This window comes from Rhizobium sp. B21/90 (assembly GCF_019355815.1).
Classification (GTDB): domain Bacteria; phylum Pseudomonadota; class Alphaproteobacteria; order Rhizobiales; family Rhizobiaceae; genus Rhizobium; species Rhizobium rhododendri.
The window spans coordinates 1,356,596-1,369,927 of sequence record NZ_CP072163.1 but is presented as its reverse complement, the minus strand read 5'-3'; the positions used below and the strand labels follow the sequence as shown (position 1 = coordinate 1,369,927).

Below are 13,332 nucleotides of genomic sequence, written 5' to 3'. Positions count from 1 at the left end.
ATCAATAAGTTAAACAACTAACCTACTCGATCAAATCAACGACTTTGCGAATATTTATAGTGCCTTAAATGTTCGATATATGAATTACCTACTGGCTTTCAGTTTGGTTTTCGAAATTCGCCAATCAGCCAGCCATCTATAGGTCCTGTCACTCGCAAATATCTGCAGAAATACCAATCCTGCAAGACCGGGCGAAAAAGCTCCGTTGACCACAGCTCGCAAATATAAGCCCAAAGCCAGCAGCGGCCTATCGGGTGCAATGCTTTTTGCAAAATGCCACCCGCGATAGCCATGATATGCCTTCTTAGCGATATGTGGCCTGAGAGCATCGAGCCATGGCAAGTCGCCGACAGACGCGCGGCCGATAGAAAGCCGGTCGGTTCGCCAACCATCGTACCAAATTACGCTCGGCTCTTCATGCATGACAAACTGGCAACCCGCGAGTTGCAGGCGAATGGCAAAGTCCGTATCGTCACCAAAGCGTGCGTCTGGCCTATAGCGAACAGCCCGCGCGATGTCCGTTGGCAGTGCCAAACCGCTGGTCTGCACGAAACCGCGATTGCAGATTAGGTACAATGCCATGTCTTCGCCCGCAGCGATGCCGCGAGGTGGCTTGACGAAGGTATTTCCGTTGCCTCTGTCGACAATAATCGGTGAATAGACCGCAAGATCTTGGCGAGTCCCGAGGAGGCCAAGCAACAATTGAAGGTGCCGCGGTAAGAACGCGTCGTCGGAGTCGAGAAAGGCAACAAAGCGTCCGCGCGCAGCGTCGATACCTGTATTTCTGGCGACGCTTGCGCCAGCATTGTGCTGGCGTATAAAATTGAGCCTCTCGTCCGCGACACGATCGATAACCGCTTCAATGTCGTCAGTCGATCCGTCGTCTACTACAATAATCTCGAGATCCCTCCATGTTTGATCAAACACAGAGTTCAAAGCTCTCATGATCAGATGAGCTCTGTTGTAGACGGGGATTACAACCGAGAATGTGGGTATCGGATTACTACTCAAACGTTTCGCCTTGCTAAGCCTATAACGAGGTCCGAGAACCGTCTATAGTATTCGCCTGGTAACGCAATCTGCAATAAGACGGCAAATGCTAATTTAGGTCCGTAACAACCTGAAAATAGGGCACTGAGATAATATCTCATCGCTAGCAACGGCTGCTGCGGCGCGAGGCCCTTTGCTACATGCCATCCACGGTAGCCTAGGTAAGCCTTTTTCGATACAAGTGGCTTCATCTCCTCTAGCCAGCCTATGACCCTATGGCCTTTCCGCGCCGCCGACACCCTCTGCGGGTCGACTGCATCGTTCCAAACGACGGTCGGCGTCTCAGTCATCTGGAAGCGGCTGCCGGCCCTAAAAAGTCGCACAGCGAAATCCGTATCTTGGCCGAAAGGCAGACCTGTTCGGTAGCGCACCTTGGCTGCAATTTCTCTCGGCACAACGAGACCACTTGTCTGGATGAAACCACGATCCCGCATGACATAATCGGCCATGTCCTCGTTGACGCCAATAGCGCGCGGGGGCTTGACGAACGTCTTGCCGTCACCCCTATCGACAATTACGGGCGAATATATCGATAGGTCTGATTGCGGATTGCGAGATAAGACGTCATGCATAGTCTTGAGATGATTGGGCAAAAACCTATCATCAGAATCGAGAAAGGCAATGTAGTGCCCTCTCGCCAAGTCGATGCCCTTGTTGCGCGCTGCGCTTCCCCCGGCGTTGGCCTGACTGAAAAAGCGAATGCGTGGGTCACCCATAGCGTCGACAGTCGTCTGGGGCTCGTCGATCGATCCGTCGTCCACAACGACAATTTCGAAGTCCCCAAAGCTTTGATCCAGCACAGATTGCAGCGTCTCCGCGATGCAGTCCGCGCGATTGTAGAGCGGAATGACCACTGAGAAGTAAGGAAGTCTATCCATTTTGCTCGCCTATCTTAACACTCGTCTCATGTCGCCTGATCAACTTCTAACCCTCAGGATTTTGCGGGCACGAACTTAAGTCTGCCTGTAACTCCCGCCATGCCAAGCATCGCCTCACACCACTGCCGGTTTAGCAACCAGCTAAACGCTAAGTATGCTATACCACCGACAGGCAATCCAATGGCAAGCCTGGCTACATCTGTTGGGAGCCTGTAGGAGGCTAGCAGGGCGACGCCGAGTGACAGAACAGTCACTAGTAGTGGCACCACCCACTGCAGCGTGTATTCAAGAAAGCCGGCTCCAGTAATTCTTCTTACAACGAACAGCCAGACGGCAAATACGAACAGTATGTAGAAACCCGTGAGCGCTATCACCACACCCGTTGAGCCCCACAAGCCGCCGACATATATTGTAGGTATGATGATTGCCGTCACGGCGAGCGCCTGGTACAGGGCTAATCTTGAGTGACCAGTTCCGTAGAGTAGGCTTCCTACCGGGTTGCCGAGCGCTCGAAACATACCCCATATCGCCATAAGTCCAAGAAGATCCGCTGATTGGGCCCAGTTGGGTCCGAGCACAATATGAACTGTTTCGTTGCGAAATGCCGCTATCGCGGCATAAATCGGAAAGTTTATTGCGGAAGTCATCCTGATAGTTGCGAGATAAATCTTGCACAAAAGCGCTTTGTCACCCTGCGCTTTCGCGATCAACGGCGTCCCAACGCGGGTCACAATAGGATTAGTCGCGAGCATAACCTTTAAGGAAAGCTCACGTGGAACTGTGTAGAAACCTAGCGTAGCGCTGCCTAGCATTCTTCCGACAATCATGACGTCTGCTTGGAGAGTGGCCGTATTAGCCAAACTCGCACCAAGCAAATAAAGTCCAGATTTCACATTCGGCAATGCTTCTCGAAATCTGAAATGCAGAGTGGGCAGCCAGCCGTCGCGGACGAAAAGCCAATAAAGTAGGCTATTTCCGGCCGCGAGGGCGGTAACGGCGACGACAAGAGAGTAAACCCCACCCCCGAAATATGCGACCAAAATCGCCAGCACTGTACTGATAGTTGCAGATGTCAACTCAACCATAGCAATTGGTCGAAATGCGAGACGCTTTTCAGCTAAGACTTTTGCCTGCTGACCGATCGCGAGCAGGAAGAAGGAACTCCCTGCAAGTGACAGCGGGATCTCCAAGCCCGGCGTTCCGTAGAACCTGGCGACGGAAGGGCTTGCAATCCACACGAAACCTGACAGCAAGGCCCCCATAACCAGGTTCAGCCAGTACAGGGTGGACAGGACTTCCTTGGAAATTTCCCGCGAGTAGATAATCGTCGTACTGACGCCAAGATCGCCGAAAAGCTGGATGAAGGCCGTGACACTGAGAATCATAGCCATCATCCCGAAATCCTGGGGCGAAATCAGTCGGGCGAGGATAATCAATTGAAGTGTCTGCAAAATAACGCGACCGACCGTAGCAAAGGTGGTCCAGCGTACAGCAGAAAATGCTTCCTTCTTCACGCTCATCATCTTTTCTCCGGTAGGCCGTAGGCACGCACGAGATTGGCAATCTGAGCATCATTGCCACCATTGTCACCTCGATTGCCGTTCTGCAAAGCAACGGCTTGAGATCCGCTCCACTCGTAAAATCGGGTCCAGCCGCTGACCTTGCGAACCTTCGCACCATTCAGACGAACCATCCAGTTCAACCAGACATCGTCGGTCGTCGGACATAGTTCGAGTATTTTCTCAATATTCTGAGCATCCGGATGGAGGATCCCGGGGGGATAAAGCACGCCGCCGACGCCAGTGAAAAACACGTCCGGTTCATCGCTAGCCGTTTTGATATTGAATTGCCATCGGTCATAGGGATGTAGGCCGTCGTTGCTTTCACGCATTAGATGGGCTCTGTGGCAAAGAACTTCTGCCACGCCTTGGCGGTATTCGTCCGTCAGCTTTCGCAGCCACGAGGGTGGATAATAGACATCATCATCGGCGGTCACGATGACCGCGTCACCATACTCGCCGAGAGCGGGAATAATTTTCTTGTATGATCGAAGGTCGTCTGTTGCGCGGATGGTAAGACCGTCCTGCGCCAGGACCGTGATTGATGCCGGTAGCGCTTCTAAATCGCTATGCGCGATCCACAACACCACCGCGTCAGGCGACTGATCTTGCGTCAAAATTGTCTTCAGAGTTAGTTCCAATACATCGTATCTCTTCGGATAGGATGTCAGGGAAACCACGAGCCGATGCGGCAAGCCATGGCGAGGAGCAACGATCCTTCGACGCCAACGCATCTGCGTCCAAGCTTCGAGCGCACGCATGAAGGCAGGTTTTGCCATAAGTTTAAGTTTACTTAGCACTTATAACGTCCTTTCACGCCCGTCGGGTAGAAGTAGAATTTTCCGGTAAAGCTCACGCGCCAATGGTCTCCATCGCCGTTAATTCTTGGGGTGGATATTTGACTCGGACGCTAGATATAATTCCATAGGTCATGACGATCTGGCCTAGAAGAACTCCCAGCGTCGCATAGACGGGCCCGATCGTCAGCAACAAGACCACGACGCCTACGACTGTGACAAGGCATGCCTTGATGCTTGCATGGGCCAGTGCACGAAAGCGCCCCTCCGCCTGCAGCAAGACGTTCAATGGGGTTTGCGCAGATGTCACCAGGCAAATGACCGCCCATATGACAAAAGCCACCTCCACCAGCCTCACCTCAAGCCCCGGCTTGAAAGCTATTCCAGGGAAGAAGTGTAAAACGGCCAATGTCGCTGCAATCGTCAGCACCCATACGAGAATGAGAACAGCCGTAAACCGCTTGGCGCATGCAAGCGCCAGCTTGCGATTGTTGGCCGCAAATGCACGCGCCATTGCAGGTCTCTCGATCTGAGTCAGCGACGCCGTACAGACACCTATCGGTCGGAGGAAAAGCATAGCGGCAGCGACCGGCGCGAATGCCGCCGGCCCGGCGATCAGCGTGACCAAGTAAGAATGAGCGTTTGACGTTGCCTCGGTTGTCACCAGGCCTGCAACCGCCCAGCGTGTCTGATCGCGCCAAATGGGTTTGTAGGATGCGACAGTCGAACGCCACTGATTGTTTGCATGCTTGCCTACGAAAGAAACACCGAGCGGAACCATACCTGCAATGCCCGCCACCACGAAGACTATCGACGCATGCAGCAGCGACATGCCGAGGAGCCAGGCAACCCCGAGAGCAAGCAGCAGCGCGACGGAATACGCAATATCGGATGCAGCAGCCATGACCGCATTTTGCGTGGCATACGCATCTGTCCGGCCGAACCACCGGACTGTAAAAAGCGCGCTCGATAGTCCGAAACAGAACGCAGTCACAAGGCTCGAATTGCCTATCCACAGGGACATTGTGGCCGCAAGTGCACCATTCACAACAGCAAGAACGCCATTGACGGTGAAAAAAAAGTCAGTTGCAGCCCTATGCTCCGAACTAGAGCTGACAAGAACGGTGTAGGGCGCTGCGACCAAGGAATTGCAGAGACCTGAACCAAACTGCATCAACGTCAACATGAACGCTATCAGTCCGAACTCTGCCGATCCTAAGCTGTGCAGCACGGCAAGTTGCAGCAGAAGATGACTTGCAGATACAGCCGCCGTTGCAAACGTCGCGAGCCCGTAGTTGCCAATCAACAAAAAAGTATTTCTCATTAGGACTGCCAAGTTGATGCTAACTGTTCATAGTTCAATTTCATGCTGCAACGCAATGAAGCACTTCTGCCTTTACGCATATTTAACCTTTTATTGTTGGCTGAGGCAGGTGGCGAGGCTAAGAACAGCGTCGTCTTTTATAGGACGACCAATTAAGCCCGAAAAACGGACAGCCCTCCCGAACAGATGATCAGGGCGAGGGACCAGACGTACCGGCAGGATCGCCAAGCAAAGGCGACAAAACAGTGCAGGTTCATGACGCCACCCAATGGCGCAAATAAAGGACAGGGGCCACCTGAGAGCGAGAATCGACAGGATAACTGGGCCTTCTGGCCTCCCACGCACCCCAAATGCTTTAGATCCTTGAGCCGTCGCTCTGGACGACCGATGGTCCCCACTTGTCCGAACGGTGCACTGCCTAGTCTCGCCCCAAGGACAAGACTGAGCGTTGATTTGGAATAATGGTGACATCGAAGAAATTTCATCCTGCATTGACTCGATGCCGAGGGTATTCTCATTGGCGCCACGCGAAGCAGTAAACACATTCGAATCACTACTCCAACATTGACACCGTGCCTTGGGAGAGTTTGAGAACGGTGAGACGACCGGTCGCAAAGGCACCGGTGTCTATGCCTACCCGGCGCTTACCGAAATCGGGTTTTGCCGTAACGGTATGTCCGTGGAAGACAAACAAAGGCAGCTTCGGTCCCTCAGTGAGGAACGGCTCCCGGATCCACAGGAGATCGTGGTCTGTCTGCTCCACCAGAGGAATGCCGGGTCGTACTCCGGCGTGAACAAACACCATATCTCCAACCTTGAGCATCGTCGGCAAAGATGAAAGGAAATCGATGTGTTGATCCGGGATGGCTTGGCAGACGGTTCGATGCAATACATCTGGTCCGCCACCGTTTTTCAAAATGTGCTTGGCGTCTACTCCATAAGACCGGAGCGTATCCACACCGCCAAAGTCCAGCCAACCGAGATTGGATTTCGGGTCCTGCAGGAACCGAAAAAATTCAGCGTCGTGGTTTCCGCAGAGGCAAACATGATGCATCCCTTCACGAACAGGCTCACACAGAAACTCCAGAACAGCCTTCGAATCCGGACCCTTATCGACGTAGTCTCCTAGAAACACTACAAGCTTTCTGCCCGTGACTTCTGACCTATCCTCTATAATTTTCTCGTAAGCGTGTCGCAGCAATTCCACACTGCCGTGGACGTCGCCGATTGCGTAAACAGCGACAAAGTCGGAAGCGAATAAAACAAATCGGGGGCGGCGAATTTCCGGTTTCAAATATCTCTCTAGCCATCTCCGGATAAACGCAGTCATAAATTGCAGCCAGGTGCAACTTCGCTTTTGAAAGCCATCAACACTTTACTCTGTCTGTTGGAAACTCAAAATCGAGCCCGAAGGGCAGTGATTGTAAAGCAACACTGTTCGCAAGGCTCACCATGAACTATCCCTATTGAATGTCTCTGCGGTTCATCATCTGCCGTCCCACTCACCACACGTATAGGCTACTTTGCTCGCATCTTCTCGCCTAAGACCTCCCCGAATCACGTAACATTCAAAGTTGGCGCATTCCAAAAAGCAATAACAAGAAGGGGGGCGGCATGTGCGACTTATCGGCCGTCATGATTACATAGCGATGATCCAATTCCGGCTAACACAATCGTATGGGAAGGGCGTATTTTTGTAACAATGGTCAAGGCGGGGGCCACGCATGCCTAAGTGGTAACAGAGATTAGGGTGAGTAAAGCATAAGAGGCTTTGAGCGCGAGTGTTTCCTGAACTTTGTGTAGGTATGGCTGGCTCCGAGTAAGAATGTCGCATTGGATTGGCTGGATCGCGTTGCACCAGCCGATGTGAACAGTGCCAGCCTACTTGGTGCCTTTCAAGCGCTGTTGGAAGAAGATACCAGGCGGTTGTGGTGAGCGCGCTGATGCACTGCCGAGTATTTTTGAGACGCAGGTGGCGTGCCTCCCGCTCACAGTCGTGGCCCGCACATTCCCCGGAAGCTATTCTTGCCTCGAGGTTCAACTTGACACCCAAAGCTCAGACGCAAATGCACAAGCATCTTTACGATGCTCAACACGACCGCAGGTTAAGGGAATGTCCTAGGCCAGGCGGTGCATCGAGCAGAAACGTTTTCATTGAGCGATTGTCGAATACGAGTGGGTTTGTCTGAACGCTTGGTCTAAAAGCCCTTGCCGCCGCGCAACTCTGAGATGACTGTGCCGACCAAGATCTGCATGTCCAGAAGCAGTGAAAAATTCTCGACGTAATAAAGATCGGCGGAAATTCTTGCGCGGGCCTTTGCAGGCCGGTCTGTGGGGCCACGCAGTCCACGCATTTGCGCGAGTCCAGTCAAACCTGGGCGAATGGAGTGGCGCTCGTGATATCGCGGCACCAATTCCTCGTACTGCATACCTCCTGCAAGCATGCCTATAGCGTGGCACCGTGGACCTACCAGGGACATGTCGCCCTTGAAGACGTTCACCAATTGCGGCAGCTCGTCGAGATTGGTTTTTCGCAGAATTGCCCCTACTCGTGTAACTCTAGGGTCACACTTTACGGTTTGAGCTACGCCCGTCGGATCACCGAGATCTGAACGCATGGAGCGAAACTTCAACACTCTGATCTTGGTGTCATTCCGGCCCCAACGCATCTGCGTAAATATAGGAGATCCTCTACTCTCGACGCGAATGGCAACAAGTATAACAAACAGCAACGGCGCAAGTACTATCAATGCCGAAGCAGAAATTACAATGTCCATAAGCCGTTTAACGACATGTTGGAACCGACTGCTACTAAACTCCACTGTGACCGTAGGATTTCGAACGTCTGAAATCGAATCTGACAAAGGAGTGCCCCCATTTACTGACTAATGTCTAGCTTCGTTAGAAGCAGTTCTGCGTTGCATGCTATATCTCACTTAAATAGCAGCGTCATCAATAAAGTAAACCAATGGTTAAGGGTGCGGAGGCCCTTTTGTGGGCTCATTTCAGCTGCTTCGAATCGATATAAATCGAAAACCGCGGCGGTGCCGAGTCTGTCTTCCTGTGAGAAAAGAAGGCCACAAAATCGCTGGATTAGTTCTGAGACTACTTACCCGTGTGTATCCAGAGGCGACGGCAAGAGCAAGGTAAACATCGGTTAGTGACGCCCCGAAGCCCTTGGATAGATGCGGAAAACTACTAAGAATTCATTCCGTGAACGCAGTTGTTCCTACATGAAAGGGCTCCAGTGTCTACCATAATTTCCAATAACGGTTCATAAATTGTTGCGCAAGCTAACCAGCGGCCAAAATTCTTATTGCATTGCAAAATAATCCGACTGCTCGGGTTGCTTACGATTAACTTTTTAGTAAGTATGATAGTGCGGTCGTTGTCTACGTCGCAGTTTAGAATATTTGCATATACCGGATGCAAAGGGGGCTTACGTGGCGGCAGACATTCATCGAGTAACCATTGGGGGTATTTCCACAGCTTGCGTTTCGAGACAAGATCTCGTCAACATTATGCAAGGCAACCAGCAGCCTTGTGATTCGACGGCCAAATTGCTTTTTGACATAAATGGTCATGGTCTTGCGATGTCACTTTTTAATAAAAGTTATCGCGACGATTTGAATGCTGCAGATATTATTCATGCCGATGGACAGCCGCTTGTTACGGCATCCAGATGGCTAACGAAGTCGCCGGTTCCCGAGCGAAGTGCGACGACTGACCTGTTTCACGATATGGCAAATGCTGCACAGCAAAGCGGCAAGTCTTTCTTTCTGTTGGGTGGAAGTGAAGAGGTCGTCCAAGCCTGCGCGGCAGAAATGCGGCGTCTGTACCCTTCCCTGATTATTGCGGGTGTTAGGAACGGGTATTTCTCAAGTGCAGAAGAACCGTCGGTTTGCAACGAAATCAACGCCTCCGGTGCTGATATCATCTGGGTTGGATTGGGCAAGCCGAAGGAACAGGCGTTTTGTGTCCGGAACCGTCATCGCATTTCGGCTGGATGGCTCGTTAGCTGCGGCGGTTGTTTCAATTATGTGACGGGTACTTATGGCCGCGCGCCGCTGTGGATGCAACGGACTGGAACAGAGTGGGTGCACCGAATGGTCACCCAGCCCCGAAAATTGCTATGGCGCTATGTATCCACGACGCCAATTGCCTTGCTACTACTGCTTTTGCGGACCGGCGATAACGTAAAAACCGCAAACACATCCCGCGTCTGACGGATCGGTACCGCGTGTGCGCGGGAGGCATGTGTTCATTTAACGCATCACCTGTAGCCGCATCCGCAGCTTTATAATCGTAGCGGTCGATTTCATGTCCCACGCATGAGGTAAAAGTGTCCAAACTACATCAGGGTATTCTAGTCCTGGCGTTCATCTTGACCGCGGCCAGTGCGGCTCCGGCGGTAACGTTTAAACCCGTCTGGCGTGATGATTTCAATGGCGTTGCCATGAGCAGATTGGACCCCACGAAATGGGACTACGATCTTGGCTCTGGCAAAGTTTGGGGCAATAACGAAAGCCAAACCTACACAGACAAGGTCACAACGATCCGACAAGACGGCCATGGGAATTTGGTGATTACGGCCCGCAGGCAGGACGATGGCAGCTACACGTCTGGCCGCATTAAGACCATGGGGCGGTTTTCACTGCAATTTGGAAAGTTTGAGGCGCGCATCAAAATTCCACACGGCCCAGGCCTTCTTCCAGCATTTTGGTTGATGGGCGATCGGGGCCAATGGCCCGCCAACGGCGAAATCGACGTTATGGAGAACACGGCTGCCGCCCCTCGCACAGTCTACAGCAATCTACACGCCCCCGATTTTGCTTCACCAGGTGAGAAGACTGCAACGGGCAACCTGTCGGATGATTTTCACGTATACGCGATTGAATGGACGCCTGGGCGTGTTTCCTGGTTGTTCGACGGAGTCGTCTACAAGACTGTAACCAAAACGGCTATTCCCGCAGGCGGACGATGGATATTCGATGACCAGCCCTATTATATACTCCTGAATGTCGCGGTCGGCGGCAATTGGCCAGGGCCACCTGTAGACTCAGTCTTGCCTCAGGATATGCTCGTCGATTGGGTCAGTGTTTCGTCGTATATTCCGTAATCGGGTCTGATGTACGTGAACACTCTGCCTGCTGTCTGGCTGTCAAGGGACCGATTTCACTTCACTGGCTAAAAACGGTAGCGGTGGTGATCTAACGGGTCAACCGGCTAGCCGTTGCTGAGCATTGGGTTGGCAGCACGCTCCGAAGGCTTGGGCTTGCCGATGGCAACCACCATCACTCCACAGCTCAACGGCAAACCACGGCTGTCGTCACCAGTGACGTCGCTGAGTACCTCATCTGCGATGTCCCGCTGCACTCTAGCTTCTAGGTTTCCAGCAGGGTGCTCAATATCTTGGGATATTTTCGTCTGCCGTTCAACATTCAAGACGTATGGCCGACCCGGCTGTGGTTGGCCTGCTGGTCCTAGCTCTGGTGAACTCGGGTCCTCCACGTTAGAGCAGGTCCACGACATCAGAGCGCGGTAACGGTCTATTTACGTCGTCGTTTTACGCAATTTTGGCAAGTGTATGGGCAAGGTCACAAATCTCCAAGTAATGAGGTCGTTAATGAAAGAGCTTAGTGTGTCCTCCCGCATCATTAAATCTGTGTTTTTTAGCCAGACAGACGGGCAACTTCGCATAAGTTTTAAAAATGGCGAAGAACGGCTGTTTCAAGATGTGCCAGAGCAGGCGGCTATGGCCATGGTTGGATCGTCATCGCCTGGGCAGCACTATCTTGATAACATTCGCCCACAGTTCAAGCGAGTTCGATAGATCCAGCCTGCAAGGCCGACGAGCAAAGGGCTAGCTACAAACGTGCTTGTTCAGCCAGCAAGGAAAAGGTCGCCCGCATTGTATAGTCACGGCAAGCTAGCGTTGGACCTCTACCGGCGGCGGGTTTCACGACCGGTTTTGCCGCTGCCCTCGGTGAGGTGACCTTCCAAGTGATACGGAAGATGTGGTTGCTATCAAAGCCGCGAAATAGGATGCCATGCCCGGAATCTCGAGCGAGAAATCGACAAGGCCATGAAGGCTTACGAGGAGGATGCTGGCAAACCCAAGCGCGCAATAAGAACGCATGCTACGTCTTTTATAAATGCCGATGACGTGAACTATCAGCAGGGCGAATAAACCGACGAAGACGAGCGCCACGAACATGACGCCGAGACCGATAAACCCTTCAAGATAAAAATTGTGGGCGCGCTCCCAGATGTAGACTATGCCGCATCGGGCGTCTCTAAAGGGAGGGAAAGCATATCGAAAAGTGCCAAAGCCGTAGCCAAGCAGAGGCTCCCCCTTGGCCAGCTCCAGAATGCCGGGGAGAACGCAGAAGCGGGCATCGTCGGTTCCTTGTGCCTCCGCTCTTAAAAGAGTCCTTCCTCCGAAGACAACTAGAACGCCGATAATAATTGTCATTGCCAGCGTCCCTCGCAAAATTCGCTTCATTCGGGACGTTGGCGCGGAGAAACCTGTATTTTTCATAGGTTGGATTGCCAAAAAGAATACGAGAAAAAGCATGGCTATGGCGGTGCTTGCGATCGCTCCACGTGATTTTGTCAGAAGCAACGCCGCGACGGAGCAGGCGAATAGGAGTGCAATGAACGAGAAGAAAGACAGGGCCGAGCCCCTGCGTAGGCGGCCTGAGGGCGCAGGATGCAATATTGCCAACCAAGAAATCTTTCTCGATAACGACCAGCCGTAGCGTACGAGAGCCAGACAGACCAGTCCCAGAAAGGTTCCCGCAGTGTTCCGATTTACAAAGGTCGCTGTGAGGCTGTCTTGATATGCGACTTTTGGGAAGAACATATTAGTGTTCGGGAAAAAGCTGAACTGAATAAGACCGTAGATGGCGCATAGACCACCCCCAACGGTCAGGACCGCTGCCATGTGCCGGCCATCCTCATCCGAACCACTGATGATTAACCCCGTGAGAAACGTCATCATGGGAACAGCCATAAACATCAGCGTGGCTATCGAATCTGCGGGCTGGATGGAGATCGCTCCAGTAGTACGTAAGGAGGCCTTCTCGAGATCTCGCCATAATGGATTGGCAAGGCTACCTGTGATGGTCGTCATGCTCTGCACTTCTACCCAGAATGTTGTCGTGATGGCGAGGATCAGACCAACTGTAAACAGCCAGCGAGTCCGAACAGGCAACCCGAAGACTTTCGCCGCAATCAGAGCTAAGAAGCACGAGAAGATCGTCGCTACGCTCAGTGGAATGGGATGAACGGCACCAAACGGCAAAACTGTCAACATAAGGGATAGAACGTAAAGCGCTTGTATGATGGACGGCGCGGTCACTTTCGATTGTAACTCCATATTGCCGGACATTGGAATGATCATCCTAAATTATTTGAACGCACATCGAGCTAAGGATCTTGGAATTTACAACTCTGGGCAAATTGCCTTGCAAAGTCGTTACTGAACAGCAGGTTAAACTCCTGCGTCAGAGAGCGGTCAATACATCACGATTTAAAAATAAATCGATATTATTCTACATTCAAATCTCCAGAAGGCACGCAACGGCGATTATTAGATGATGGTCGAAAATCCAGCGTGTATAAATGCCAGAGGTATTTAATTGTTAGCGCCTTCGTTAAATCCAAGCGTGAGTAGAAGAACAAAAAACATCTTTTGGATCTGCATTTGTCGATCTAAGGCA

11 protein-coding genes are annotated in these 13,332 nt (G+C 52.1%); 3 read left to right on the top strand and 8 right to left on the bottom strand.

Annotated features, from left to right (window positions below):
- Positions 1 to 84: 84 nt before the first annotated feature.
- From J5278_RS24325 to J5278_RS24295, 7 genes are all read right to left on the bottom strand, one after another.
- Positions 85 to 945: a glycosyltransferase gene (locus J5278_RS24325; protein ID WP_257623433.1), complete on the bottom strand. Its 861-nt coding sequence runs from the start codon at positions 943 to 945 to the stop codon at positions 85 to 87.
- Between the two features lie 62 nt (positions 946 to 1,007).
- Positions 1,008 to 1,928: a glycosyltransferase gene (locus J5278_RS24320; RefSeq protein ID WP_219258715.1), complete on the bottom strand. Its 921-nt coding sequence runs from the start codon at positions 1,926 to 1,928 to the stop codon at positions 1,008 to 1,010.
- Between the two features lie 53 nt (positions 1,929 to 1,981).
- Positions 1,982 to 3,448 carry an MOP flippase family protein gene (locus J5278_RS24315; protein ID WP_219258713.1) on the bottom strand — a complete coding sequence of 489 codons (1,467 nt, stop codon included), beginning with the start codon at positions 3,446 to 3,448 and terminating at the stop codon, positions 1,982 to 1,984.
- Positions 3,448 to 4,287 carry a hypothetical protein gene (locus J5278_RS24310; protein ID WP_219258711.1) on the bottom strand — a complete coding sequence of 280 codons (840 nt, stop codon included), beginning with the start codon at positions 4,285 to 4,287 and terminating at the stop codon, positions 3,448 to 3,450. Before J5278_RS24310 ends, J5278_RS24315 begins: the two co-directional genes overlap by 1 nt.
- Before the next feature lie 52 nt (positions 4,288 to 4,339).
- Positions 4,340 to 5,608, bottom strand: coding sequence for a hypothetical protein (locus tag J5278_RS24305; RefSeq protein ID WP_219258709.1), 1,269 nt, complete (start codon positions 5,606 to 5,608; stop codon positions 4,340 to 4,342).
- Between the two features lie 553 nt (positions 5,609 to 6,161).
- Positions 6,162 to 6,902: a metallophosphoesterase family protein gene (locus J5278_RS24300; protein ID WP_257623432.1), complete on the bottom strand. Its 741-nt coding sequence runs from the start codon at positions 6,900 to 6,902 to the stop codon at positions 6,162 to 6,164.
- A 904-nt stretch (positions 6,903 to 7,806) separates the two neighbouring features.
- Complete coding sequence (locus J5278_RS24295) at positions 7,807 to 8,472, bottom strand: sugar transferase (RefSeq protein WP_374109199.1); 666 nt, start codon at positions 8,470 to 8,472, stop codon at positions 7,807 to 7,809.
- Positions 8,473 to 9,051: 579 nt separating this feature from the next.
- Here J5278_RS24295 and J5278_RS24290 point away from each other — a divergent pair.
- The 3 genes from J5278_RS24290 (at position 9,052) to J5278_RS24280 (ending at position 11,441) form a co-directional block, all read left to right on the top strand.
- Complete coding sequence (locus J5278_RS24290; protein WP_219258705.1) at positions 9,052 to 9,834, top strand: WecB/TagA/CpsF family glycosyltransferase; 783 nt, start codon at positions 9,052 to 9,054, stop codon at positions 9,832 to 9,834.
- A 116-nt stretch (positions 9,835 to 9,950) separates the two neighbouring features.
- Positions 9,951 to 10,727: a family 16 glycosylhydrolase gene (locus tag J5278_RS24285; protein ID WP_219258702.1), complete on the top strand. Its 777-nt coding sequence runs from the start codon at positions 9,951 to 9,953 to the stop codon at positions 10,725 to 10,727.
- Positions 10,728 to 11,234: 507 nt separating this feature from the next.
- Positions 11,235 to 11,441 carry a KTSC domain-containing protein gene (locus J5278_RS24280; RefSeq protein ID WP_219258700.1) on the top strand — a complete coding sequence of 69 codons (207 nt, stop codon included), beginning with the start codon at positions 11,235 to 11,237 and terminating at the stop codon, positions 11,439 to 11,441.
- A 126-nt stretch (positions 11,442 to 11,567) separates the two neighbouring features.
- Here the strand turns inward: J5278_RS24280 and J5278_RS24275 are convergent, their stop codons facing one another.
- Entirely contained in the window at positions 11,568 to 13,001 is a 1,434-nt protein-coding gene (locus J5278_RS24275) for an O-antigen ligase (protein ID WP_219258698.1), read from the bottom strand.
- Positions 13,002 to 13,332 lie beyond the last annotated feature (331 nt).

Coding starts and splice junctions, on each gene's coding strand:
- J5278_RS24325 (WP_257623433.1), bottom strand. CDS start 945: ATGAGAGCTTTGAACTCTGTGTTTGATCAAACATGGAGGGATCTCGAG.
- J5278_RS24320 (WP_219258715.1), bottom strand. CDS start 1,928: ATGGATAGACTTCCTTACTTCTCAGTGGTCATTCCGCTCTACAATCGC.
- J5278_RS24315 (WP_219258713.1), bottom strand. CDS start 3,448: ATGAGCGTGAAGAAGGAAGCATTTTCTGCTGTACGCTGGACCACCTTT.
- J5278_RS24305 (WP_219258709.1), bottom strand. CDS start 5,608: ATGAGAAATACTTTTTTGTTGATTGGCAACTACGGGCTCGCGACGTTT.
- J5278_RS24280 (WP_219258700.1), top strand. CDS start 11,235: ATGAAAGAGCTTAGTGTGTCCTCCCGCATCATTAAATCTGTGTTTTTT.
- J5278_RS24275 (WP_219258698.1), bottom strand. CDS start 13,001: ATGTCCGGCAATATGGAGTTACAATCGAAAGTGACCGCGCCGTCCATC.